Raw genomic sequence first — 24,839 nt, 5'->3', positions numbered from 1 at the left:
TCACCGGCTCGTGCTGGCGTCGACAGCGGGCACAGGCGCGGTGGCTCCCGCGTGCTCAGCCGTCGCGGCCAGGGACGTGTCCAGCGTGTCGACGTGGTTCTGGAATGTCCTGAGCACGATCCGAGCCCGCGCGGGGGATGCCTGGAAGGTCGCGGTGAACACGCGGCGACCATCCAGGGGACGGGCGAGCTTCGCCTCCAGTACCGCGACCCGGCGTCGACTCAGCGTTGCGGCCATCGCGAGCAGATCAGATCGCCGCCCGTCGGCCGCCAGCACGACAGTGACCACGTACATCCGGACGCCACTCATCAGCGAGAGGTCGCGCCGCTGCGGGCGCTCACGCGTTCTCGGACCAGGCGGTGCGCCGCAACGCCGGTCGTGACCTGCTCGCTCCGCGACGTGGTCAGGACCTGTGTAACCGTGTCGCCGATCCGGCGGATCTTCTCGCGGACCGCGTCCTCATCCGCGTCCACGAGCTCACTGCCGACTTGGATGAGCCCACCGGCGTTCGCGACGTAGTCAGGCACCCACAGGATCTGGCGCTCAAACAGCATCGAATCCACGTCACTCGTCGACAACTGGTTGTTGGCGGCGCCGCACACGAGCCGCGCCTGCAGCCCGGCGACCGAGGCCAGCGTGAGGGTCGCGCCGAGGGCGCAGGGCGCGTACACGTCCAGATCACCGTCGATGACGCTACCGGCGACGGTGACGCTGTCATAGGTACTCCTCACCCGCGAGAGGGCGAGCCCGCTTGGGTCGGAGACCACGACACGAGCCCCCTCCTCAAGGAGGAGGCCGACAAGATGGAATCCGACCTTGCCTACGCCCTCAACGCCGACGGTACGGCCGTTCAAGCCCTCGCGACCCCAGACGAGCGTGGCCGCGGCGACCATGGCACGGTGCACGCCGTACGCCGTGGCGAAACCACTGTCGCCACTCCCTCCGGCTTCGCGTCCACGACCGACGACATAAGGGGTGGCCTCGCCGACCAGGTCGAGGTCCTCCGACGTCGTACCCACATCGGCGGCGGTGATGTAGCTGCCGCCCAGACGGTTGAGGAACCGGCCGTAGGCTCGCAGGAGCTCCGGTGTCTTGGCGGTGCTCGGGTCACCGATGATGACCGCCTTGCCGCCGCCGAGCGGCATCCCGGCGGCCGCGGCCTTGAACGTCATTCCCTGGGACAACCGCAGGACGTCCGTGAGTGCCGCCGACTCCGACGGATAGGGGAAGAACCGGGTCCCTCCGAGAGCTGGCCCGAGCGTCGTGTCATGCACACCCACGATGGCACGAAGCCCCGTACGCTCGTCACGGAAGAAGATCACCGCCTCGTGATGGGCGGTGTCCAGCTCGTCATGGCGATGGAACACACCGAAGGAGTCACGGGTGTCGTGCATCAGGGTCGAGGTCATCGAGATCACCACTCATCCGGAGGGTCGTCCGACACCGGGCCGGCTGGACAACGACTTCAGCTGTCAGCAGATCTGCTGTCATTTGGATTCGCATTAGAGTATCTAGCGATACATTTGTGTCAATATGATCGGAGACAACTGAGCATGTTGCCCAATCCGGCTACCTCTTGGGTACTCCGGTTGAGTACACCGCGCAGCAAGACCCCGTTCGTCAGGACCTGAGTCCGAGCCGTTTCGCGCCGACCTCGGCCAGCCTCCCCGGCACCATTACCGATCGCGAGAACAGACGCGTCACAGCAGTGACCCTCGACCTCGGATCAGGCAACCGGCTGTATTACTCCGAGTGGGTCAGACTCTGCCGCCTGCCGGCCCCCCGCCTGACGGTCGCGTGCTCGTGGCCGACGACCGGCGGGGGTGCCGACGGAGCGGGAAGCGGCGGCGCAGCGGGGTGCGGACCTTCTCTTTTGTGACCTCGCAAGTGCTGGCGATGCGGGACCGGTTGCCTGCCGAGGGCATGACCGTGCCCGGTATGGTAGCCACCGGCGTATACGGGAAGTCGGTGTTCCACACGTACACACCAAAGCGCGCAGTTCCCGCCGCTGGGCGGTGTCGGCATGGACGTCATCGGGGCCCGAATCGCGCCCGATGCTCTCCCAGCGGCCCGTTCCTCAGGCGTGCTGCCCCGGTGACCGCGCGCAGGAGGACGCGACCCGCATCACCTCGGCACGATGGTCGAAGCCGACGGCATGGGCAGACTCGGCGTAGAACTTGGTCGTCACGTCGGGCAGTCGACGGCTCAGGTCCTCGGCCAGGGCGATGGGCACATTGGCATCACCTCGGCCGTGCCACATGTGGACGGGGACCGCGACGTCCTGGAGCTCGAAGTCCCATTTCCCGTGGATCAACGCGAGTTCCTCGGCAGCTGGCCTCGACCCTTGGCGGAACGCATCCGGAACTGCGTGGAGACGCAGGGCGTATTCGGCGTCGGACGCCGCCGCGCGATCAGCGTCGGGCACTCCCCGATCGAGGAATCGGGCAACAGGAGCCAGCGCGGTCTCGTGCCGAAGGACCCATGCCATCAGTGCCATGGGCATCCGTACCCCGCGGGCACCGAATCGCAGGCACCGGAACAGCAGCGTGTTCATGGGTGTCATACCGCTCGGCACGCCACCGTGCCCCCCGGCGCCGGCCGAGCCGAGGAGAAGGACGGCTTCCGTCCTCTCCTTGAGCCCGACACCGGCCGCGAGCGCGTGCGGCCCCCCTCCGGACTCCCCGGCGACAACGAAGGACGCCAGTCCCAGGTGGTCCGCGAGTTCTCCCAGGTCCGCCGCGAAGCCGAGCAACGAACGGTTCCACAGCGGCTCGGAGTGGCCGTATCCCGGTTTGTCGACCGAGATCCAGCGGACGCCGGCGCGCCTCGCGGCGGCGTCGTAGCACGACCCGGCCAGTCCGGACTCCGGCGTACCGGGCACATAGAAGCACGGCACGCCCTCAGTGTCGCCGAATTCGTACCACGTGAGCCCACGTCCGTCGGCCAGCTCGAGCCTGTGCACCGTGGGCGCGGTGCGCTCACCGCTCACCGGTACATCCGCACGCTCATCGGGACGACGCCGACGAAGTCCACGTCGAACGACGCGTTCTTGGTGGCCCAGATCGGGTAGTCGCTGTTCGCGAAGGGCGTCACGTCGGCCGCGGACACCAAGCTTGCCTCGGCCTTCTTCCACGTGGCGCATGCCTCGGCGCCGTTTTGGCGCATCGCCTTCGCGGCGAGTTCGGTGTAGGTGTCATTCGCGATCCGGGCGAAGTTGCCGCCGCCCTTTGCTGGGGGCGGACCTGAGTAGCTCGCAACCACCTGGGCGGGGTTCTGGCCGTCGATGGGGATCCAGGCGATGTCGAAGTCGCCGGTTTCGTAGGCGACTTGCAGCAGTTGTGCATCGCTCAGGCCACGGGCGACGACGGTGACACCCGCCTTCTTCCACTGCTCGACGGCCAGGTCGGCGGCAGAAGCGGCGGCCGGGCCGAGCCTGCTGAGGTACACGAGTGTCAACTTCTTCCCCGACAGCGACGCGAGTTCCGTCTTGGCCGCCGCGACATCGTGCTGCGGCAGCGCGGCGACGATGTCCCCCTTGCCGCACGGGCTCACGCCGGTGAGCCGGGTGGGCTGAGTTCCCGTTCCCGACGTCGCTACCTGGAGCAACTCCTTGAGATTGAGCGCCTGCGTCAAAGCCAGCCGCACCTTGGGGTCGGCTGTGGGCCGACCGCTTTGCTGGTTGTACTCGAACTCGCCGAACACAAACTCGGCGGCGCCGGCTTTGAGCCCGGCGGCCTTCAGACGGTCTCGATCGGAACCCGCAACCGTGCCCGCGTCGAGGTCGTCACCGAGAAGAAGGTTGGTCGCAGTGGTCTCGTTCGTCACGACCGTGATGGTCACCCGCGCCGGAAGCCCCTTGGTCTTGGCGGTGGCACCGCCCGGGCCCCACGCGTAGTCGTCGCGACGCACCAGTTGGTAGGTCGAGCCGGGCTTGGCGGATTGAAGTGTGTACGAGCCCGTGCCGCTGCTAGTTCGCGAGAGCTTCTTCGGATCCTTCAGGCCCGCGTCACAGAGGATCGGCAGCCTCGCGAGTCCATTCAGGAGGAAGCCGCTGGGCTTGGGCGTGGTGAGCGTGACCTGCTTGCCGTCGGAGCTGGCCTTCGCGGTGCTGCCCGCCGGCACCGTGGTACCGGCGAGAGGCGAGGCGTTCTTTGGATCGGCGACGTAGTTGAGCGTGCCGGCCACATCGTCGGCCGTTAGTGGCGAGCCGTCGGCACACGTGACTCCGGCACGCAGGTCGAAGGTCGTCCTGCTCCCCGTTGTCACCCACTTCGTGGCAAGGCCCGCCGTCACATCACCGTCCTGATCGTGGACGAGCGGGTCGTAGAGGAACGCGGCGATCTGCTGGACCGGCGCGAGGTCGCTGCCCAGCGGGTTCAGACTTCCCGGGTCGGCCGAGATGGCCAGCCTGAACGTGGCGTCGGACGCGAGTTCGCCTTTGTTCTGGCCACCCGGCGTACCGCCGCACGCGGCGGCGGTGAGGAGCGTTGCTGCGCATGCTCCGCTGACGAGGGGTCTGGGCAGGCTCTTACGAGGTGGCATGAGATGCTCCTTGCTCTTTCTAGGCCGGGGGCTGTGTGCCACCGCTCGGAGGGACCGAAGCGAAGCGGTTCCGAGCCGGGGTCAGTTGATGCTCCGGCGGCGGTACTTGATCGAATGCCTTGGGTGCGAAGTGGCACGCGCTGTGGTTGACCCGCGTGGACGCCTGGGACGCTGGATCGGTCGTGACGCAGATGTCACGGTCTTCCTGGTGGAACGGCCCGATGGGACAACGAGGGTGGAATCGGCACCCCGACGGCGGGTCACGGGGGTCGACCGGCTCGAAGTCGAGGACGTTCACCGCGTGAGCGCGGTCGAGCGACGGGACGGCGTCCAGCAGCACACGGGTGTACGGATGAGCCGGGACACCGTCCAGTGCAGCCACGTCGGCGACCTCGACGACCTGCCCTGCGTACATGACCGCGACCTGGTCGCAGATCTGCCGGACCGCGCCGACGTCGTGGGATATGAACAGCAGGGTGAAGCCGTGTCGCTCTTGCAGTCTCATGAGCAGACTCAAGATCGCGCCACGTGTCGCCGCGTCCAGCGCGGACGTGACCTCGTCGCAGATCAGGACCTCGGGGTCCGCGGCGATCGCGCGGGCGAGCGACACACGCTGCCGCTGACCGCCTGAAAGATCACGTGGGAGAGCACGTGAGTACTCGTCGCCGAGTCCCACGTCCGCGAGAAGCTCACTCACACGGGCGGCTCGCCGTCCCCGCGGGCCCAGGCAGGCGTCACCCAGGGTCTGCTCCACCGTGAGGCGCGGATTCAGTGACGTGCTGGGGTCTTGAAACGCCATCTGCACCCGCCGACGCTCCTGCCGGGAACGACGGCGGCCGAAGGCCGGATGATCGCCTACGGTTACCGAACCGTGCCGCAGCGGAACGAGACCCGCGATCGCGCGCGCCAACGTCGACTTGCCCGATCCAGACTCGCCGACGATTCCCAAGACACTCTGGGCCGGCACGTCAAGGTTCACATCGCGCAGGGCCGATACGGCCCGGCTCCCCGATCCGTACTGAACGCCTACGCCCTCGATGAGCACTCGCGTCATGCTGATCCCTCCGCCCGTTTGGCGGCGCCGGAGTCCGCAGTCGGCAGTTCGCTGCTCCTCGCGGAGTCGAGTTGACGAGCCGTCTTGACCAGGAACCGCGTGTACGGATGCTCGGCATCGTTTCTCAGCGCCGAGGTCGGCAGATCCTCCACGATGTGGCCGTCTTTCATCACGAGTACGCGGTCGCAGAGCCCGGCTACCACGGCGATGTCGTGGGAGATGAACAGCAGCGCCGCACCGGTCCGCGTGAGCGCTTCGTCGAGGGTGCGCAGCGCCACGGCCTGCACCGTCACGTCGAGTGCCGTCGTCGGCTCGTCGGCGATGAGCAGGCGGGGCTCGGCCGCCAACGCCATCGCGGTCATCGCCCGCTGCAGCGTTCCACCGGACAACTGGTGGGGATACTGCCGCGCACGCAGTTCGGGCGCCGAGACCTTCAACGACGCGAGCCGTTCGGTGGCCTGCGCGAGCCGGTCGCGGCGTGATCCCGCCAGCTCTGCCTCCGCCACCTGTCCACCCACGCGCAGTGCGGGGTTGAAGGCCCTGGCGGCGTCCTGGAAAGCCACACCGACCCGTTCCTTCAGCAGACGCTGGTGTACGCGCCCCGTCGGACCGTCGACATCGACGTCGACGACGACGAGCTCGTCGGCGAGCACCAGGGCACGGTCGTCGTGCAGCCCAGCCAGCGCGAGCGCCGTAGCGGACTTCCCGGAGCCCGACTCGCCGACGAGCCCGACCCGCTCTCCCTTTTGCACGGTGAAGGAGATCCCATGGACCACCTCGCGCTCGCTCCCCGTCCGGTCGACGAAGGAAACACGCAGGTTCTTGACCGATGCGGCAACGTCGGCGCCGCCCGAGCCCGGACGGCCGCGCCGCACCGAGCGACTTTCGGAGAACCTGTGCGTGACTCCGGTCGCCGACGCGGCGCGTTCACCCGCGAGGGTGAAGGCGATTCCCGCGAAGCAGATCGCTGCCGCCGGACCGAAGGCACTGGCGGGCGCGGTGTAGATCCGGTTGAGGCTGACGTCGAGGAGCAGGCCCCAATCGTAGGAGGGAGGCTGGACCCCGAGCCCGAGGAAGGACAGCGCCGCCAGCACGACAAGCGCCGAACCTGCGGCGATCGTCGCGTTGATGACCAGGGGACCGGCGATGTTGGGCAACACGTATCGGCAGAAAACCCGGCGACGCGTCAGCCCTAGCTGGTACGCGGCCTTCACGTAGTCGAGGTCGCGCACCTTCGCGCCGAGGGTTTGCATGAGGCGCGCGAAGCTGGGGGTCATGGCCAGCCCGATCGACGCCATGGCACCCAGGCTGCCCGCGCCGAAGATGGCGGCGAAGAAGAGAGCCAACAACAGACCAGGGAAGGCGACGGCGACGTTGATCGCCGCAGCGACGAGCCCCCCGACGCGCGGGGCCGACGAGGCGGCGCCGAGAACTAGCCCCGTGGTGATGCCGATTGCAGTGGCTCCCAGCGCGAGGGCGAGGGAGAGTCTCGTGGCGACCAGCACGCGGGCCGCGACGTCCCGGCCGAGATCGTCGGTCCCGAGCCAGTGCTCGGACGATGGCCCCTTCAGCGCGTTCGCGACATCCGTCGTCGTCGCGGCACCGTGCAACGCCAGGGGCGCGACGAAGGCGACGATGACGAGGAGACACAGCATCGCCACGGCGAGAATTTCGAGGGCTGAACGGCGCCGCAGCCACGGCAACACGCTGCCCATCACTGCTCCAGCACCGCGGAGCGAGGATCGACCCAGGCCAGGAGCAGGTCGACAACCAGGTTGACCAGCAGCACACCTGTGCCGTAGACGAGGACGATCGCCTGGACGACCGGATAGTCCTTGCCGACGATCGCGTCGACCATCGTGCGGCCGAGACCAGGCCAGGAGAAGACGTTCTCCACGAGTACCGTTCCCGCGATGAGTCCCCCGAACATCAGACCGCCGACCGTCAGCGCCGAGGTCAAGGAGTTGGGGAGCACATGCTTGAAGTAGATCGTGTGGGACCGCAGACGCTTGGCGCGAGCGGTCTGGACATAACCCTCTTGGAAGGCTGCCTCGGTCTCGACACGGACAAGTCGCGCGAGCACGGCGGCCGGCGCCGCGGCCAAGGCGGCGACCGGCAGCACGAAGGACTCCGCGCCGCTCCTTCCAGCAACGGGGAACCACCCCAGGGTGACTGCGAAGAAGAAGACCATGCCGACCGCGAGCAGGAACTCCGGCACCACGCTGAGGAACCCGGCGATGCCCGTGAACGACAGCCCGAGGGCAGGCCGGCGGCCGTGACGACAGGCGATACCCACAAGAAGTCCGATCGGGATCGCCAGGACGAGCGTCGCGACGAAGGCCGCGGCCGTGAGACCGAGCGTACTGGGCAGACGCTGCGCGAGGATCTCGCTCACGGGCTGGCGCGTCGTGATCGAGGTACCGAAGTCACCGCTGGCCATGTTGCCCAGGTAAGTGACGAACTGGGCCGTCACGGGTTGGTCGAGCCCGAGCTTCGCACGAGTGTCGACGACCAGGTTCTCGTCCGCGCCAGCCCCCAGCGCCGCGCGGACAGGATCGCCGGGGACGAACTGCAGCATCGCGAAGCACAGCACGACCAGCGCGGCGGCAGACAGCACGAAACGGCGCATCCGTCGAAGGACGAAGAGCAGCCGCGGTGGCCAGCTGCGTTGCCCAACGAGCGCGGCACCAGTGATTGAGGCCATCAGACCCTCACTTTGATAGCGTCGTTATTGCTATGATTACGTTACTGTAAGAGCGCCGTTCTCTTCTGTCCAGGATTTGGAGGCACGGATGCGCCTGACACGTTCCGAGGCCAAGGCCGCCAACCGGAGGGCCTTGCTGGATGCCGCCCGCATCCTCGTCACCCAAGACGGGGGATCGGTCTCGGTGGACGCCATCGCAGAAGCCGCCGACCTGACGTCGGGCGCGATCTACTCGATCTTCGGCAGCAAGAACGATCTACTGGTCGCACTGATCACCGAGAACATGGCGCGCATCGACGAGTTCCTCACGCCGATCGACGACCCGACCCTCACAGTGGAACAGGCCATCGACGCCTACCTGGACGCGTGGCTGGCCAGCTACTACGCAGACACTGTGGCGCAGAACACGTTCGCTTTGCAGGTTGTCCTCGCTGCGGCCGAGGACGAGGGTCTGACGCGCAAGCTGACCAGCGCCACGACGGCCGAGGTCTCCGCCGTCGCCCGGCTATTCGTGGACCGCGTCCTGCCCGGAACGGATCACCGATGCACCCCGGAACAAGCCCGCGACATCGCGCTCGCGATCCAGGCAGTCCTGAGCGGGTTCACGCTCCGCGAGAGCTTCACCCCCGACCAGACAGTCGACCTTGTCCGTCGTACCTGCCGCGCGATTGCGGGAATAGGGACACCCGCATGACTGATTCCCCGCCGCGCACCACTACGGCTCTCGACGACTTGGCTAAAGGCTGGCTGAGCACTCAACTGGCCCTGCGGCCCGAGCTGCGAGTGCGGCTCGGCGTCGGAGGCGACCGGTCGTCGTTCACCGATTGGTCACCCGACGGTGCCGAGGCGCGCAGGGACGCCGCACGAAGAACGCTGTCCCGAGCGCGCGCCGTGGAGCCACGTGACGCCGTCGACGTCGCGACGAAGGCCGAACTCGTCCGCGTGCTGGAGCTTGAGGTGGAGCATTACGAGTCAGGGTTGTGGCGTCGCGACCTCAACGTGATCGAGTCACCGGCACAGCAGATGCGCGAGATCTTCGATTCCATGCCGACGTCCACGCACGAGGACTGGTTTGCTGTCGCGCGCCGCATGCAGCGGCTGCCCGAGGCGATGCGCGGATATCTGAGCACGCTGCGCTTCGGAGCCCGAACCGCGGTCGCGCCCGCCGCGCGCCAGGTGCGGGCGGTATCCGGCCAGGCCGCTCGCCTCGCTTCCCGCGGTGGTTTCTTCGACGAGCTCGCCTCGCACGTCGACGCCCCCGCGGCTCTCGCGTCCGAACTCCGCGCCGGCGCGGCGGCGGCCGCCGCCGCCTTCGACGACCTGCGTCGGTTTCTCGACGACGAGCTGCTCCCCGTGGCGACGCCGCACGACGCCGTCGGACGCGACCACTACGCGCTGGCCTCCCGGGGCTTCGTCGGCGACGGGATCGACCTGGATGAGACCTATGCGTGGGGACTCGCGGAGTTGGACCGGCTCGTCGCCGAACAGACCGAGGTGGCCGGACGCATCACACCGGGTGGCAGCGTCGACGACGCCGTCCGGGCACTCGAGGACGACCCTCGCTACCACCTTGACGGCACGGCCGCTCTCAGGTCTTGGATGCAGGAGGTCAGTGACCGAGCCGTCGCGAGCCTCGCCGGGTCGCACTTCGACATCCCCGAGCCGTTGCGGGCGCTTGAGTGCAGGATCGCGCCGACGCGGGGCGGTGGTATCTACTACGTCGAGCCGAGTGACGATTTCTCACGGCCCGGACGCATGTGGTGGAGCCCCGCCGAGGGTGTGGAGCGGTTCGCGACGTGGCGCGAACTCACCACCGTTTACCACGAGGGTGTCCCGGGGCACCACCTGCAGTGCGGTGCGGCGATCCACAATCGTGCCGAGCTGAACATGTGGCGGCGCAACAACTGGAACGCGGGCCACGGCGAAGGCTGGGCGCTGTACGCCGAACGGCTGATGGCCGATCTCGGGTTCCTCGACGACCCTGCCGACCGGCTGGGGATGCTCTCCATGCAACGCATGCGTGCCGCGCGCGTCGTCATCGACATCGGTGTGCATACCGGGCAGCCCCGGCCTGACGGTCAGGGTCGATGGACGGCTGACTGCGCGCTCGACTTTCTGCTCCAGCACGCGAGCATCGACCCCGGTATGGCACGGTTCGAGATCGACCGGTACCTCGGCTGGCCGGGCCAGGCTTCGTCGTACAAGGTGGGTCAGCGGCTGTGGGAGGAGTTGCGCGACGACTGGTCGGCCCAGGGACGTGGCGATCTGAGGGCGTTCCACCGTTCCGCCCTAGCGGTCGGCAGCATCGGGTTGGGCACGCTGAGACAGGTCTTGCTGACCTGACTGTGTGCGGCGCTGTTGATCGGCGCGCCGCCGTTCCGCGCTGGCCGCCGGTGTCGAGCGACCCCAGCCCGCCTCTCGGGTCAGCTCGTCCAGCAACGGTTGAACGCGGTACGGGAGCGGTGTGGTCATCGACACCGCGGTGTCGGAGTGGGCCACACCGGGCAGGTCCACGATCCGGTGGATCAGGTCCTGCAGTTCGGGCAACGCGCTCACGGCGAGTCGGACCAGCAGGTCGCCGTGACCGGTCGTCACGTGGATCTCCAGGACGTGCGGGATCGCCGCGAGTTGATCGATTACGTCGTTGAACTTCGCCTGCTCCAGAGTCAGGGTCACGAATGCCTCGATGCCCACCCCGAGGTCGGCCAGGCTGAGTCGGGGCACGAAGCCCTCGAAGACTCCTGCCGCCTCGAGTCGGTTCATCCGCGCTTGCACGGTGTTCCGGGCGACGCCCAGCGAGGCGGCGAGTTCAACGACGCCGATGCGCGCGTCCCGCGCCAGGGTGGCGAGCAACTCGGCATCGAGTCGGTCGATCTTGAACGTCTCGTTCAGTACATCACCCATACCCGCACCCTTCATGGTCCAAATGCTCAGTTGCTTCGAGTTTCGTTGACTATACCGTAGCTAGATCTCAAAATAAGCGTGTCAAAATGCAATCCACGCATGAGAGCTCAGGTGATCCGGCATGAGTATTTCAGGTGATCCGATATGAGCCAGGCGTCCTTGCACGTGACCGAAGAGCCTGCCGCCGAGTCCATCTTCGGCAGGTCCGATGGCCCGACCGGCTCCTACGAGCGCGTGATCCACGCGCACGATCGAGCCTCCGGACTCAAGGCGATCGTGGCCATCCACAGCACACTGCTCGGCCCTGCGCTCGGCGGCACCCGGTTCTACCCCTACGCGAACGAGGCCGCGGCGCTGGCTGATGTGCTTCGCCTGTCGCGCGGCATGACGTTCAAGGCCGCGGCCGCCGGCCTTGAGGTCGGCGGCGGAAAGGCGGTCATCCTGGGCGACCCCGACGCGATCAAGACGCCAAAGCTGCTCGAGGCCTACGGTCGCCTCGTCGAGAGCCTCGGCGGGATGTTCATCACCGGTGGCGACGTCGGGACGACGTCGGAGGACGTCGATGTGATCGGGCGGACGACTCATCACGTGCTCACCCGCACTCGCGGGTCCGGTGGATCCGGGGACTCGGGTCCGCTGACCGCCCTCGGTGTCTTCCACGCGATGCGGGCCGCCGCGCTTCACGCGTGGGGTGAGCCCACTCTCGCGGGACGCCGTGTCGGCGTGGAAGGCCTGGGGAAGGTCGGCTACCACCTGGCATCACGGCTCCTCGCGGACGGTGCCGAGGTCCTCGCTTCGGACATATCAGATAAGGCTCGCGAACGGGTCCGGACGACCCTGCCGGACGTGACAATCGTCGAGCGTGTCCTCGACGCCGATGTCGAGGTCTACGCACCCTGCGCGCTCGGTGGCACCATCACCACGTCGTCCGCCGCGACGATCCGTGCGAGGGTCGTCTGCGGAGCGGCGAACAACCAGCTCGCGACCCCGGACGTGGGGGACGTGCTGGCGGCACAGGGCATCACCTGGATCCCGGACTACGTCGCCAGCGGCGGCGGCCTGATCCAGGGCGTCGTGGAGCGGGAGGGCGGTGCCGCTGACGAGGCAGGCCGTCGCGTCGAGAACATCTTCGAGACCGCCGGGACGATCCTCGGCCTCGCCTCCAAGGATGGGATCACCCCTGGATCAGCGGCGTACAACCTGGTATCGGCCAGGCTGAGGGCGGCAGCCGCCACCAGTTGCAGCCGCGACGGACGATGACGATTCACGACGAGCCCGCCGAGGCGAACGCGGACAGCGCCGCGAGTTGTCTTCTCGGACAGCCTCGGCTCGACGCTGACACGGCGCGAGACATGCTGACCCGAGCGTGGGGAATCGATGGCGAGGTCTCAGCACTGAACTCCGAGCGAGACCAGAACTGGGCTGTGACCGTCGACGGTCGGCGCACGGCCGTGCTCAAGGTGGCCAACACGTCCGAGCCGCGCCAGCTCATCGAACTGCAGTTGGCCATGATGCGTCGGCTGGCCGGCGCTGGACTTCCCGTTCCGTCTCACGTCCCCACCATCACCGGCGAGCCGTGGACCGAGCACGCTCAGCATGTGGCTTGGATGATCCGGTTCTGCCCGGGAACACCGCTCGTCGAGAATCACACGGCCTTCGCCGGGGCTCTTCACCGACCTCGGCAGGGTGCTCGGGCGAGCCACCCGGTCCCTGGCCGGTTTCGATCACCCGGCCGCGCATCGCTCGCTGCAGTGGGATCTCGCGACGGCCGGCACCGTCCTTCGGACATCCGGGGACTTCGTCACCGGCAAGCGGCATCGGGAGATCCTCGCCCTCTGCCTGCGGCAGTTCGACTCCGAGCTCGCGGCGTTCCTCGCCGCCGCGCCGAAGTCGATCAGCCCAACGACGCCAAACGATCACAATGTGCTGGTCGACGCGGATGCCGTCATTGGGCTGATCGACTTCGGCGACGCGGTCCACTCCGCCACCGTCGGCGAGTTGGCCGTCGCCAGCGCCTACGCCATGCTCGACAAGGAAGACCCCTGGGCCGTAGCACGGTCCCTGAGGCACGGCTTCGAGGAGTTCCGTCCGCTGTCGGTGGACGAACGCGACGCCCTCCCGCACCTCATCCGGACGCGGCTGGCCATCAGCGTCAGCATCGCGGCGGACCAGCAGCGCCAGAACCCCAACAACCCGTACCTCGGAGTCTCGGAGGCGCCCGCCTGGCGCCTCCTCGAGCGGATCACGGAGCGCACCCATGGATGACCAGGTGAAGGGCCTCCTCAGCCGACGTGCGGCCCACGTGTCATCGACGCTGTCGATCCTGTACCCCGACGACCCGATCCATGTGGCCACCGGGCATGGTCAGTACCTCTACGACACCGCCGTCCGGCAGTATCTCGTACGCGGTCGCGGGCTCTTCCTCGGGGTCGAGATCGTCACAGACACGGACTCCCGCACGCCCCAGCCGGCGTTGGCGGGACGCATCACCCTCGAACTCCGCCACGCCGGAATCCTGATTTCGACCGACGGCCCGGACAACAACGTGCTCAAGATCAAGCCTCCGATGCCGTTCGGTCGCGACGACGCCGACGCCCTGGTGACCGCGATCCGTCGGTCCGTCCGCGGCCGGGGCACGGGCGCATGAACCATGCCGATGAGGTCCTCGGACTTGCTCGGGATCTGATCCGGTTCGACACGAGCAACGCCCCCAACCAGACGAACGGCGAGCTCACGGGGCATGAGACCGCTGTGGCGGAGCACCTCGCCGGCTTCCTCTCGGACGTGGGCGTCGAGTGCGAGCTCGTCGCCCGCCAGTCGCACCGTGCCAACCTCGTCGCACGCATCCGCGGCGAGGCTGGGGGCCCGTCGCTCGCCTTCGTCGGGCACACCGACGTAGTCCCGGCGCAGGGTCCTGGATGGACGCATCCGCCGTTCGAAGCGGTCGTCGACGATGCCGGCTACCTCCACGGACGCGGGGCCCTCGACATGAAGGGGGAACTCGCCGCTCGGGCCGTCGCCGTCGCTGCGCTCGCCCGCGAGGGGTTCAGGCCCCGAGGCGACCTGTGGTTCCTCGCCGTCGCGGACGAGGAGGATGGCACGGCCGACGTGGGGATGCGGTGGCTGCTGGAGAACCGACCGGACATCCGCCCGGACATCGCCGTCAACGAGGGCGGTGGCGAGCTGCTTCGGCTCGCCGACGGACGCTCCCTGCTGACCGTGAGCGTCGGAGAGAAGGGCACCCTGCCCGCGCGCGTGACGGCGCTCGGCGTGGCGGGGCACGCATCGCGACCGAACCTCGGTGTGAACGCCGTCCCCGCGCTGGCACGACTCCTGGAGCGGCTCGGACGAGGGATGCCGACGCCGGCCTCGTCGCCCTGGCTCGAGGAGGCGCTGCGGGTGATCCTCACCGAGGCCCCGGCCGATCTGGAGACCGCGCTGGTGCAGGCGGCCGCACTACACCCGAGCCTGGCCACCGCACTGCCGCCGATGTCGGGCACGACCATGACGCCGACCATGCTCGGCGCGTCCGAGGTCCGCAACGTGATCCCGGACCACGCCTGGGTTGAACTCGACTGCCGGCTGCTCCCAGGCACCACAGGGAGCGATGTGGAGGCGACGCTGCGGGCACGTCTCGGCGACGACGTGCCCTACGAGCTCAGTTGGCCGGAGCCCATCGTCGCGGGCAGCAGTTCCGCGCCCGGCTCCGACCTCATGGCGGCCGTGACCGCCTTCGCCCGCCGGCAGGATCCGGACCTCGCGGTCCTGCCGCTGCTGGACTCCGGCTTCACCGACTCCGTGCATCTGCGCGCGTCGGCCGGCACGGTCGCCTACGGCATCAACCCCTACCTGCACACCCCGTCGTCCGTGCTGACGACGGCGGTCCACAACGTCGACGAACGCGTGCACGTCGACGACCTCACGCTCTCCGTGGACTTCCACTCCTTCCTGGCTCACCAGCTGCTCGGTCGAGGTACCCCATGAACACTGAGGCACCCCTCACCCACGATTCGGAGGTCCCCCATGACTGACCTGATCGACGTAAAGTGGCCGCCCTCCCCCGACGGGATCCAGGTGATCACGCTCGGCTCGCCCCACCATCGCAACGCGCTCGGCGCGCAGCTGCCCGACAAGCCGCTGCAGGCGCTCCCCGAGGCGCGAGACGAACCGAGTGCCACCGTCATCGCTGCGAGCCCCGACACCTTCGCGTTCACCGAAGCACGCCTTGGCCCGGCGCAGGCAACGCTGTCCACGACGGTCCTGCCCGTGCTGACCCCGCGTGCCGCCTCGTCGGCGTTCCTGACGGCCGGGACTTTCCCGGACCCGCCGCAGCGTATCGACGCCCCCGGTGATCGCCTCACGGCGTCGGCTTCAGAGCTCTTCAGGAGTCCCGTGGCGGAGCGGCGGATTTCCGGGATCCTCTGCGGCTGCCGACCGGTGAGCATGGCGGGGAGGAGCGGGGGGTGACCACGCATTCCCCGGGAGCGGGCGAGCGGCTGCTTCCTGACTACTCGATGCGGTCCAAGTACGAGGACGCCGACGGCCCGGTTTTGATGACCGGCACGCAGGCCATGGTTCGGCTGATCCTCGACCAGTTGCGCCGCGACGCAGCGGCGGGCCTGAACACGTCGGCGTTCGTCTCCGGGTACCCCGGCAGCCCTCTCGGCGGCCTGGACCTGGAGCTGACGCGGCAGAAGAAACTCGCCGATGCCGCCGGCATCCGCTTCGTCCCCGGACACAACGAGGAACTCGCCGCGACCGCCGTCTGGGGATCGCAGGTCGCCCAGACCTTCGACGACGCGCTCTACGACGGGGTCACCGGCTATTGGTACGGCAAGGGCCCCGGGCTGGACCGTGCGAGCGACGCGATTCGCCACGCCCAGTTCATCGGTACGTCCCGTAACGGCGGCGTCATGGCCTTCGTTGGCGATGACCCGGCCAGCAAGTCATCCAGCATCCCGAACACGTCCGAGCAGACGCTGCACGATCTCGGCGTGCCCACGCTGATCCCTCGTGACGTCGCGGACATCCTCGCCTTGGGGCGTCACGGCGTGACTCTGTCCCGCATCAGCGGCCTGTGGACCGCCCTGCGCGTCGTGACGTCGGTAGCGGACGGCACGATGTCGGTCGGCCTCATGGCCGACGAGGCCCCCGTCGTCCCCGGGATCGAGTGGCGAGGCAAGCCGTTCGTCCCGACCCTGAAGGCGATCCCCGGCCCCCCGTGGTCGCTTGAGGTCGAGGCCGAAATCATGGGCCCCCGACTCGAGCTCGCCCGAGAGTACGGCTATCTCAACCACCTCAACCCGACCGTCGCGCGCTCCGCGTCGGACTGGATCGGGATCGTGACCGTGGGACACCAGCACGGCGAGACCCTCACCGCCCTTGCCCGGATCGGCATCGAGCCCGAGAATCTCAGCGACCTCGGCATCCGCCTGCTGAACGTCCGCCAGCCGTTCCCGCTCGACGTCAGGACGGTGCGAGAGTTCGCCTCCGGCCTCGACGAGATCCTCGTCGTCGAGGACAAGCGTCCCTTCGTCGAGCGCATGGTCAAGGAGTCGCTCTACGGAACCGCTGATCAACCTCGTGTGGTCGGCAAGGCAGACGAGCGCGGGCAGCATCTCCTGCCCACGGCTGGCGCCATCGATGCCGACAAGCTGCTCCCGTCCCTGCGCTCCCGATTGGCACAGCGCATCACCGAGAGCCGTATGCGACCCCTCTCGCGCCCTCGGCCGATGCTTCAGGTCATCGATGCGCGACGGGCCCCGTACTTCTGCTCCGGCTGCCCCCACAACAGGAGCACCCGCGTCCCCGACGGCGCCCTCGTCGGCGGCGGCATCGGATGCCACGGGATGTCGCAGTTCATGGAGCCAGAGATCACCGGCGGAGTCGCGTCGACGACCCATATGGGGTCCGAGGGCGCCCAGTGGATCGGCATCGCCCCGTTCGTCGAAACCGACCACATGTTCCAGAACATCGGCGATGGCACCTACTTCCACTCCGGGCAGCTGGCGCTCCAGGCCTCTGTCGCGGCCGGGTCCCACATCACCTACAAGCTGCTGTTCAACGACGCCATCGCGATGACCGGCGGTCAGGATCCGGCCGAGAGCAACGCGCTGAGCGTCCCTCGCGTCTGCGAGAGCCTGCTCGCTCAAGGTGTGCGACGCATCATCGTGACGACCGACGACACACACCGCTACCGCGGGGTGAGACTGCCGCGAAATGTCGACGTCTGGGACCGTGACCGACTCATCGAGGCACAGGAAGCCCTTGCCGCGACCGAGGGAGTCACGGTCCTCATCCACGACCAGCGGTGCGCCGCGGAGAATCGGCGTGACCGAAAGCGCGGGAAAATCGCCACGCCGAGACAGCGCATCGTCATCAATGAACGCGTCTGCGAAGGGTGCGGTGACTGCGGCGTCCAGTCCAATTGCCTGTCGGTCGAACCTGTCGAGACGGAGTTCGGGCGCAAGACCCGCATCAACCAGGACTCGTGCAACCTCGACTTCTCGTGTCTCCAGGGCGACTGTCCGTCATTCATGACGGTGACGCTGCCAAAACGATCGACCACTCGCCGTCAGGGGCCGGACGACGGCCTCTCCGCGGTTCTGTCGCAGTCGATTCCCGAGCCGGAGCTCCCGAGCACCGCGGACGGATTCGTGATCCGGATACCCGGGATCGGCGGTACCGGGGTGGTCACCACGAGCCAGATCATCAGCACCGCCGCGCTTCTCGACGGCCGTCACACCTTCGGGCTCGACCAGACGGGACTGAGCCAGAAGGCCGGTCCGGTGGTCTCCGACCTCACCATCTCCGACGCTCCGCGCATCGCGTCCAACAAGGCTGCGGCCGGCACCGTGGACCTCCTGCTTGGTCTCGACATTCTCGGCTCCGGGACCGAGATGACGCTCGCGTCGACCGCGCCCGGCCGCTCAGTCGCCGTCGTGTCGGCGACGAGGACGCCGACCGGCCGCATGGTCTCGGACGTCTCTGCCTCCTGGCCGGAGACCGCCTCCTTCGAGAGAGGCCTCGAAGAGCGCCTGGGCCGTGGGCGCGTGCACTGGGTCGACGCGGAGCAGGTCGTGCGTGACCTCTTCGGCAGCGTATCCGTCCTCAACCTCTTCATGGTCGGTGCGGCCTTCCAACTCGCCGCCCTGCCTGTCTCGGCCGCCTCCCTCGAGCGGGCGATCGCCCTCAACGGTGTCGCCGTCCAGGCGAACATCGACGCGTTCCGGGCAGGGCGCTTGTGGGTGTGCGATCGAGCGGCGCTCGTCCCACGGCTCTCCGGTGAGACACTGTTCGCCGACTCGGCGAACGCGGTCGCCGCGATCCTGATTCCGGCACTTGACCACGATCCGCGTGTACGCGAACTGGCCGAGGCCCGAGCGGCCGAGCTCGTGAGGTATCAAAGTCGTCATTACGCCCGCCGCTTCGTCGACGTCGTGACACATGTCGCGGATGCCGAGACGCAGGCGTCGCCCGGATCCACGGCGTTCACCGAGGCAACCGTCCACGGGCTGTTCAAGCTGATGGCGTTCAAGGACGAGTACGAGGTGGCGCGTCTGAGCCTCGACCCGCAGGTGAAGCGAGACATCGAGGAGCGGTTCGGACCCGATGCCACAGTCCGGTGGCAACTCCACCCGCCCATCCTTCGCGCCATAGGCATGAGCCGAAAACTCAGCCTCGGCCCGTGGTTCACGCCCGCCTTCTGGCTGCTGCACCGGATGCGAAGGCTACGCGGGACCCGCTTCGACCTGTTCGGATACACGGCGCTGAGGCGTCTCGAGCGTCGCCTCGTCGACGAGTACGTCGAACTGGTCCTGGACCTCTCGAACCGCGTCGACGCTACGTCGCTCGGCGTGGCCGTGGAGATCGCCGCCCTGCCCGCCATGGTCCGTGGCTACGAGTCGATCAAGGAACGCAACGTCGAGTCGTACCGCACCGCGGTCGCCGGAGCACTCCGACGGTTCGACGAGCTCGTTTCGCCGGATCGGGGTAGCCAGTGAGCGGTCACCCTTCACCCCTCCCCGGACGGACTTCGTTGGGACCGCCTCCTCGATCCCGGCCGTGGGAAGGTGGGAAGGCTGGTGGCGGATCTTCCGCAAAACCGCCCTGGCCGGGCGGTCCGGGGCGGTTCACCCTCAAGTGCCCTGCGTTTCGCATGTCTCATCGCGTGCCGGGAGTTTCCCGCTGGTCAAGTACTGGTTGACCTCGTGGTCGATGCACGCATTGCCGTACTGCCCGTAGAGGCCGTGCCGGTTGGCACCTTTCAGGGTGAGTAGCTTGGAACTCGGCAGCAGCCGGTGGAGTTCAGAGCTGCTCTTGTAAGTGGTCCGCGGATCGCCGGTTGCGGCCACGATCAGCATGGCGGCGTCGTCACGCACTCGGATGGGTTTCTCCGGCGGGGTTTTCCAGAAGGCGCACGGGACGATGTTGTTGGCGAGGGGCCCGAACAAGGGATGCGTGCGGCGGCTGGCTTCGATGTCCCCCCAGTACTGCTCGATATTGCGCGAAGCCGTGCCGTCCGCGCAGGCGAGAGCGGTCTGTACGGTGCCGAGGTTGGTGTCCTCGTCGGTCAGGAAGACCCGGAGAACCGCAGCGAACTCTGGTGTCAACGGGGCCGGTTGCCCGTCCGCGGCTTTCGCGAGGACGGAGAGCTGCCCGGCGAGGGCGTCACGGGCCGAGTCCGTGTCGTCCGAGAGTCCCATGAAGAGCAGCAGCGGCACCTGGGTGTCGTCGATTCGGAAGAGGTCGGGAGCGGTCCCGACGGTCAGCGGCTTGCGTGCGGCCGCCGACATGACACGGTCGATGGTGGCCAGCACTTCGACGCGGGTGCGGCCGAGGGAGTAGGTGCCGTGGCGTTGCGCGGCCCAGGTCGCCCAGGCGGACAGGGCCTGCTCGTTCTCCGGTTCCAGACCCTTCAGCAGTTGAGGGGTGTAGCTGCTGGGGGCGACGGACCCGTCGAGCACCATGCGGTCGTAGCGGCCGGGGAACATCTGGGTGTAGACCGTGCCCAGGTAGGTGCCGTACGAGTAGCCCAGGTAGGAGATCCTCCGTTCATCGAGCGCGCCCCGGATGACGTCCATGTCGCGAGCCGTGTTACGTGTGTTGATGTGCGGCAGCACCGATGCGTTGGTGGCCCGGCACTTGTCGGCCAGGCTCTTTTGCAGCTCAACTTGACGATCGAAACTGGCCCGGCTGAGGCCGGCCGAGAAAAGAGCGTTGCCGATCGGCCAGCCACAGTCCAGCGGGGTGCTGCGTCCGACAAAGCGCGGATCGAATCCGATGATGTCGTAGCGGGCCCCGACTTCTCCCATCGCCGCTCGGACGTCCGGCGGGGACGCCAGGGCAGGAACTCCAGGGCCACCGTTGTTGATCAGAATCGAGCCGATACGACGACGGGTGTCGGTGGCCTGAAGGCGCGACATCGCCACGGTGATCGTTCGGCCTTGAGGGACTGCGTAGTCAAGCGGCACGGTCAGGCTCGCGCACTCTGCGCCGGCTTTGTCCAAGTCCTGGCCGGTGGTGTCGTCGGGGTCGTGTGCGCACTTCCCCCAAGCAAGGTGCTGATCATAGAAACGGCCGAGCCCGGGTACGGCACTGGCTGCGCTCTTGCCCGTAGAAGCCTCGCGTTCTGCAACGGTGGCTTCTGGGCTGGTGCCGGTGGCTTCTGGGCCGGCGGCGGTGCAGGCCGTGAGGCCCGCCAAAACCAGAGCCGCTGCTGCGGTACGGTATGCCGCCGCACGTATTGTGATCATGGCGCTGTTCCTCGGGGTGGGGCGCGCTTCAGGCGCGAGAACGAGGCGTCCAGGGCCGTCGGCTGGAGATCCATCGGCCCGGTCACCGTCTTACGCAATCGATGCTAGAAGTTGAGCGGTACACAATCACTGCAGCTCTCCGCACGATCTTGGTGGGGATAACCCCACCCTGAACCCCGCCGCTCGCCCAACCTCCGCTGTCACACACCTTGTTGGGCGCCACTCGCGTACATAGCATTTTTCCCGGCAAGGGAGTTTTGAATCGTTTCAAGCAAGCACAGCGTCGTTGTCCGCGGCGACACAGCGAGCGAGGAACGCGCATGGGCCAGTTCTGGAACCGGAGACTCTTCCTGAAAGGCACGACGGCGGGCGTGGGCGGCGGGTTCACCGCGTTCTCCCCCGGCCCGGCGGCGGCCGCCGGCACACCGGCGCGGAGTCCGGAGGACGACCGCACCGGAGCGCTCCGCGTCGAGCGCACCACCGTCGAGTACGCCGAGCGGCTCCTCGGTACCGACGTCGAACACCCCCATCTCAGCTGGGAGTTGTCCGCTCCGGGGCACGGCGCCCAGCAGAGCGCGTGCGAGGTTCAGGTGGCCCTCGACCCCAGGGAGCTGACGGACCGCACCGGGGCGGCGGCCAGGCTGGTCTGGGACTCGGGGAAGGTGGCGTCCGACCGCAGCGTGGGCGTCCCCTACGAAGGGCCTGCGCAGCGCCCCCGTACCCGCTACCACTGGCGGGTACGGGTCTGGGACGGCGCCGGGCGGCCGTCACGCTGGAGCGAGGTCCGCTGGTGGGAGACAACGTTGTTGGCAGCCGACGGGCAGGCCGCAGGTGCCCGATGGATCGGCGCCGACCGCCCCCTCAGCCGCCCTCCCTCTCCGGTGCCTCGTGGATCTGGTCGCCGGACGCCACGTCCTCCGACGCCCCCGTAGGGCCGCGCTGGTTCCGGGCGGTGCTGCGTCTGCCGGACGGCACGCGGGTGCGGCGGGCCACCGCGGTCGCCACCGCCGACGACGACTTCACCCTCCATCTGGACGGCCGGCAGGTGCTGAACGCGCCGGAGCAGCAGGACGGCTGGCGCACCGGCCACGCGGTCGATGTCACCGTGGCCCCCGCAGCGGTGGGAGTGCCCGCCGGCGGAGTACGGCGGGCCGCCGGGCTGAGACGCGAGGAACTGGCGCAGCTCGCCAGCCTGTCGGTGGACTACATCGTCCGCCCTAAACAGGGCCGGGTGACCTCCCCGTCACCGCAGGTGCTGTCCGCGCTGGCCCGCGCCCTGCGGCTGTCGGCGGCCGAACGTGAACACCTGTATCTCCTCGCGGACCAGTCGGCGCCGGGCCCCGGGCAGGTGTCGGCTCACATCCCGCCGGGGGTCCGAAGGCTGCTCGACCAGGTGGACGGCGCACCGCTGAGCGTGTACGACGCGGCCTGGAACCTGATCCTGTGGAACCCGTTGTGGGCCGCCGTGCTCGGGGACGCGTCCCCGCTGCGCGGACGCGAGCTCAACATCGCCTGGCGTCATTTCGCCGGTCTGCCGAGCCGCGTCGACCACTCCCCCGAGCAGGAGGCCCGCTTCGAGGCGGCCATGGTCGCCGACCTCAGAGCGGCGACCGCCCCAGCGACCAGAAGACCGTGCACAGCATTCCGTACCGCGCTTCCTGCCGGGCCCTGGGCGTGTCGGAGGCGTGGTTCTACAAGTGGCGCCCGGCAGGCCGTTGAAGCCGACGAAACGCGAGATCAGACGCGCAGAGCTGGCCGAGCGCGGATCCGTTGCTTCTCCGACCGCTCGGCCGGACCTACGGCTCGCCGAGGAGCTGGATTTGTGGGAGGAGGGCTGGCAGGTGTCGGAGAACACCGTCGCAGACATCATGGCCGAACTCGGGCTGCAGGGCCGCAAGCAGCATCGTCGACGCCGTTCACTGACTCGTCCCGGCAAGCCATGTCGCCCCACCACAGCACGTCGGGCGCGAGGGCGTCGAACTTGCGCCGCACCAGGTCAGGGGCGGTCTTCCAACATCGCCAAGACCACCCGCGCCATTCGCCACGAACCCGAACGAGCACAGCCATCCGGGTCCACCGCCGCCGCAAGCCCACCGGCCGGCCCGAAACCCGCGAGAACGTCTACGCGGTCACCAGCCTCGCCGCCCATCAAACCCGCCCCATCGACCTCGCCGCCGCCATTCGCGGGCATTGGGGAATCGAAAATACTTCCCGCGGCTCCGAGGATCTTCAGGGTGCCGATGGCGAGGTTGCGGAGGTCAGACCGGCCGGCCGGGCCTCGAAGAGTACGAACCGGACGGTGTCGGCGTGTCGCTGGGCGGCGGGTGATCTGTGCTCGGAAGCGCGGGGCATCGCCTACTCACCTTGCAGAAGTTTGGCCAGTTCGCCGTCGACGTCCACCTTGCCGGTGTCCACCGCGGTCTCGATCCAGTCCAGCGTCGCCCGAACGCGGGCGACGTTCTCGTGAACGATCGTGCGTTCGTCCTCGCCGAGCTGCCGGTCACGCATGCCCGGGACGACGCGGCCGGCCGCCGCGACGAACGCGTGGCAGGCGGTGACCAGGTCCAGGAACTCCACCGACCGGTCGATGTTGCGGATCGCCGGGGCAACGGGACTGGTCTCCTCGAAGTGCTCGCGGGCCTGCCGGCCCCGCTCGACCTGCGCGTGGTTGACCTGGTGGCGGGCGGTGTCGTCGCCCATCGCCTTGAAGGCGACGTCCGGCCGCCTGAGCAGGCTGGTCGCGGCCGTGGTCGCCACCGACTCATCCCGGGTGAACTCCTCCACGACCCGGACCTTCTCCTGCTCGGGCACTTTTGCCGCGACCGTTGGCCGCTTGAGCAAGTCCGTGGTCACCGCCGCGGCGACGTCCTCATCGCGGGCCAGGGTGTGGATCGCGCTGATCTTCTCCTGCGGGGTGACGGGCTTGACGACCTGACGGCCCGTGCGGCGTTTTGCCTCGTCCGGTGTCCACCGGGCCTTGCCCTTGGGCGGGGTGAGGATGGTGGCCCACCGTTCCTCGTCGTCGACGATGCCCGCCAGGATGCTGTGGACCGTGAAGGACACCCCCGACACTCGGCGGTCCTCTGGCCACCTGGACGCGGTCCACCTGGCCGTTTTCACCGTCGAGTACGACAGTCCGATGTCCTCGGCCAGACGGAACAGCGAGTCCTTGACCGTGAACAGCTCGTCAGCCGGTGCCGAGCCGCCGTGCTCGCGCATCGGCTCCACTTCGAGTGCGTAATCGCCGATCCTGAACTGGATGCGGCTGGAAGTCTCGACCAGTTTCCGCAGCTCAGCGACGATCTGAGCATAGCGGTTCGCGCTGACGCTGCCGACCTTGCCGGTCGTCTCGATCTCTTCGGGCATGGCATTCACCACCCACCGCGGGCCGGGGCACGGCCAAGCGACCGCGGCGAGACCCGGCTCGCTTCCCGACCGAGAGTCAGACCAGAAATGCGACAATCACAACGGGCGATCGCAATTGACCTGATTCTGAGCGGAGTTGCGATTTCAATGCGTTCGCGATGCGGTCACTGCGACCGTTCGCCGAACGTTTCCTTCCGGGCCCTCCAAGCCCTCGTGACGCACCGCCGCGAGCAGTAGACCGCGTTCGAACGGCGATCCACCCCGGCCACCCAAGTCGCCCCGCACTCGGGGCACTCGGCCAGACCCTCACCCTTCAACTCCGCGGCCACTCGCTTCCGCAACCGGCGGCCACGACGCCACTGCCTGGAACGACATGGCGGCGAGCAGTACACGGCATTGGGCCGTGCGTCCGGCCTCAGCCGTTCACCGCAGCCCCCGCACACCCTCTCCCCGGCCTGCCCGGCGCCCTCGGACACCCGACCAGCCTAGGACCCAAAGCTACTCGAATCCGGGG

19 protein-coding genes and 3 pseudogenes are annotated in these 24,839 nt (G+C 68.2%); 11 read left to right on the top strand and 11 right to left on the bottom strand.

All coding sequences use genetic code 11. From position 1 onward, the window contains the following. From ACZ49J_RS26145 to ACZ49J_RS26115, 7 genes are all read right to left on the bottom strand, one after another. The gene (locus tag ACZ49J_RS26145; protein ID WP_467451587.1) at nt 1-309 is read right to left on the bottom strand and encodes a hypothetical protein; all 309 of its coding nucleotides are present in this window, start codon (nt 307-309) and stop codon (nt 1-3) included. Then, a complete protein-coding gene (locus tag ACZ49J_RS26140; protein WP_467451588.1) occupies nt 309-1,409 on the bottom strand; it encodes a Glu/Leu/Phe/Val family dehydrogenase in 1,101 nt (366 codons plus the stop codon). Before ACZ49J_RS26140 ends, ACZ49J_RS26145 begins: the two co-directional genes overlap by 1 nt. 668 nt (nt 1,410-2,077) lie before the next feature. After that, the gene (locus ACZ49J_RS26135; RefSeq protein WP_467451589.1) at nt 2,078-2,896 is read right to left on the bottom strand and encodes an alpha/beta fold hydrolase; all 819 of its coding nucleotides are present in this window, start codon (nt 2,894-2,896) and stop codon (nt 2,078-2,080) included. An 89-nt stretch (nt 2,897-2,985) separates the two neighbouring features. Then, entirely contained in the window at nt 2,986-4,542 is a 1,557-nt protein-coding gene (locus ACZ49J_RS26130) for an ABC transporter substrate-binding protein (RefSeq protein WP_467451590.1), read from the bottom strand. Between the two features lie 19 nt (nt 4,543-4,561). Next, nucleotides 4,562-5,596, bottom strand: coding sequence for an ABC transporter ATP-binding protein (locus ACZ49J_RS26125; RefSeq protein WP_467451591.1), 1,035 nt, complete (start codon nt 5,594-5,596; stop codon nt 4,562-4,564). Then, nucleotides 5,593-7,311, bottom strand: a complete 1,719-nt coding sequence (locus ACZ49J_RS26120; protein ID WP_467451592.1) for an ATP-binding cassette domain-containing protein — start codon at nt 7,309-7,311, stop codon at nt 5,593-5,595. The genes ACZ49J_RS26125 and ACZ49J_RS26120 overlap by 4 nt, the downstream gene beginning before the upstream one ends. Next, complete coding sequence (locus ACZ49J_RS26115) at nt 7,311-8,300, bottom strand: ABC transporter permease (RefSeq protein ID WP_467451593.1); 990 nt, start codon at nt 8,298-8,300, stop codon at nt 7,311-7,313. Before ACZ49J_RS26115 ends, ACZ49J_RS26120 begins: the two co-directional genes overlap by 1 nt. A gap of 88 nt (nt 8,301-8,388) precedes the next feature. On the opposite strand from ACZ49J_RS26115, the gene ACZ49J_RS26110 reads away from it, so the two are divergent. Together ACZ49J_RS26110 and ACZ49J_RS26105 are read left to right on the top strand one after the other, a co-directional pair. After that, nucleotides 8,389-8,994 carry a TetR/AcrR family transcriptional regulator gene (locus tag ACZ49J_RS26110; RefSeq protein WP_467451594.1) on the top strand — a complete coding sequence of 202 codons (606 nt, stop codon included), beginning with the start codon at nt 8,389-8,391 and terminating at the stop codon, nt 8,992-8,994. Then, nucleotides 8,991-10,643 carry a DUF885 domain-containing protein gene (locus ACZ49J_RS26105; protein WP_467451595.1) on the top strand — a complete coding sequence of 551 codons (1,653 nt, stop codon included), beginning with the start codon at nt 8,991-8,993 and terminating at the stop codon, nt 10,641-10,643. Before ACZ49J_RS26110 ends, ACZ49J_RS26105 begins: the two co-directional genes overlap by 4 nt. Here the strand turns inward: ACZ49J_RS26105 and ACZ49J_RS26100 are convergent. Then, the gene (locus ACZ49J_RS26100; RefSeq protein WP_467451596.1) at nt 10,590-11,204 is read right to left on the bottom strand and encodes an Lrp/AsnC family transcriptional regulator; all 615 of its coding nucleotides are present in this window, start codon (nt 11,202-11,204) and stop codon (nt 10,590-10,592) included. The two genes, ACZ49J_RS26105 and ACZ49J_RS26100, sit on opposite strands and share 54 nt — an antisense overlap. 165 nt (nt 11,205-11,369) lie before the next feature. Here ACZ49J_RS26100 and ACZ49J_RS26095 point away from each other — a divergent pair, with 165 nt between their 5' ends. From ACZ49J_RS26095 to ACZ49J_RS26065, 7 genes and pseudogenes are all read left to right on the top strand, one after another. Next, nucleotides 11,370-12,464, top strand: a complete 1,095-nt coding sequence (locus ACZ49J_RS26095; protein WP_467451597.1) for a Glu/Leu/Phe/Val family dehydrogenase — start codon at nt 11,370-11,372, stop codon at nt 12,462-12,464. Then, nucleotides 12,461-12,841 (top strand): annotated as a pseudogene (locus ACZ49J_RS26090) (phosphotransferase); the annotation flags it as partial. The gene ACZ49J_RS26095 and the pseudogene ACZ49J_RS26090, both read left to right, overlap by 4 nt. A gap of 49 nt (nt 12,842-12,890) precedes the next feature. After that, the gene (locus ACZ49J_RS26085) at nt 12,891-13,469 is read left to right on the top strand and encodes a phosphotransferase (RefSeq protein ID WP_467451598.1); all 579 of its coding nucleotides are present in this window, start codon (nt 12,891-12,893) and stop codon (nt 13,467-13,469) included. Next, on the top strand, nt 13,462-13,851 hold the full coding sequence (locus tag ACZ49J_RS26080; protein WP_467451599.1) for a hypothetical protein: 390 nt from the start codon (nt 13,462-13,464) through the stop codon (nt 13,849-13,851). The genes ACZ49J_RS26085 and ACZ49J_RS26080 overlap by 8 nt, the downstream gene beginning before the upstream one ends. Further along, on the top strand, nt 13,848-15,188 hold the full coding sequence (locus ACZ49J_RS26075) for a M20/M25/M40 family metallo-hydrolase (protein ID WP_467451600.1): 1,341 nt from the start codon (nt 13,848-13,850) through the stop codon (nt 15,186-15,188). Before ACZ49J_RS26080 ends, ACZ49J_RS26075 begins: the two co-directional genes overlap by 4 nt. A 39-nt stretch (nt 15,189-15,227) precedes the next feature. Then, nucleotides 15,228-15,671, top strand: coding sequence for a hypothetical protein (locus ACZ49J_RS26070; RefSeq protein ID WP_467451601.1), 444 nt, complete (start codon nt 15,228-15,230; stop codon nt 15,669-15,671). Continuing rightward, nucleotides 15,668-19,207: an indolepyruvate ferredoxin oxidoreductase family protein gene (locus ACZ49J_RS26065; protein ID WP_467451602.1), complete on the top strand. Its 3,540-nt coding sequence runs from the start codon at nt 15,668-15,670 to the stop codon at nt 19,205-19,207. Before ACZ49J_RS26070 ends, ACZ49J_RS26065 begins: the two co-directional genes overlap by 4 nt. A gap of 135 nt (nt 19,208-19,342) precedes the next feature. Here ACZ49J_RS26065 and ACZ49J_RS26060 read toward each other — a convergent pair whose 3' ends face one another. Beyond that, entirely contained in the window at nt 19,343-20,959 is a 1,617-nt protein-coding gene (locus ACZ49J_RS26060; RefSeq protein WP_467451603.1) for an alpha/beta hydrolase, read from the bottom strand. 320 nt (nt 20,960-21,279) lie between these two features. Between ACZ49J_RS26060 and ACZ49J_RS26055 the strand changes: the two genes are divergently transcribed. After that, on the top strand, nt 21,280-21,891 hold the full coding sequence (locus ACZ49J_RS26055; RefSeq protein WP_467451604.1) for a glycoside hydrolase family 78 protein: 612 nt from the start codon (nt 21,280-21,282) through the stop codon (nt 21,889-21,891). Continuing rightward, nucleotides 21,798-22,571: pseudogene (locus ACZ49J_RS26050) on the top strand (MmyB family transcriptional regulator); the annotation flags it as partial. The gene ACZ49J_RS26055 and the pseudogene ACZ49J_RS26050, both read left to right, overlap by 94 nt. A gap of 647 nt (nt 22,572-23,218) precedes the next feature. Here ACZ49J_RS26050 and ACZ49J_RS26045 read toward each other — a convergent pair. Then, nucleotides 23,219-23,311, bottom strand: a pseudogene (locus ACZ49J_RS26045) (RacP protein); the annotation flags it as partial. A 3-nt stretch (nt 23,312-23,314) separates the two neighbouring features. Then, complete coding sequence (locus ACZ49J_RS26040; protein ID WP_467451605.1) at nt 23,315-24,325, bottom strand: DUF6192 family protein; 1,011 nt, start codon at nt 24,323-24,325, stop codon at nt 23,315-23,317. Between the last annotated feature and the right edge of the window lie 514 nt (nt 24,326-24,839).

Source organism: Streptomyces sp. NPDC030840, from assembly GCF_055572015.1.
This window is presented reverse-complemented; position numbering and strand designations above follow the sequence as displayed.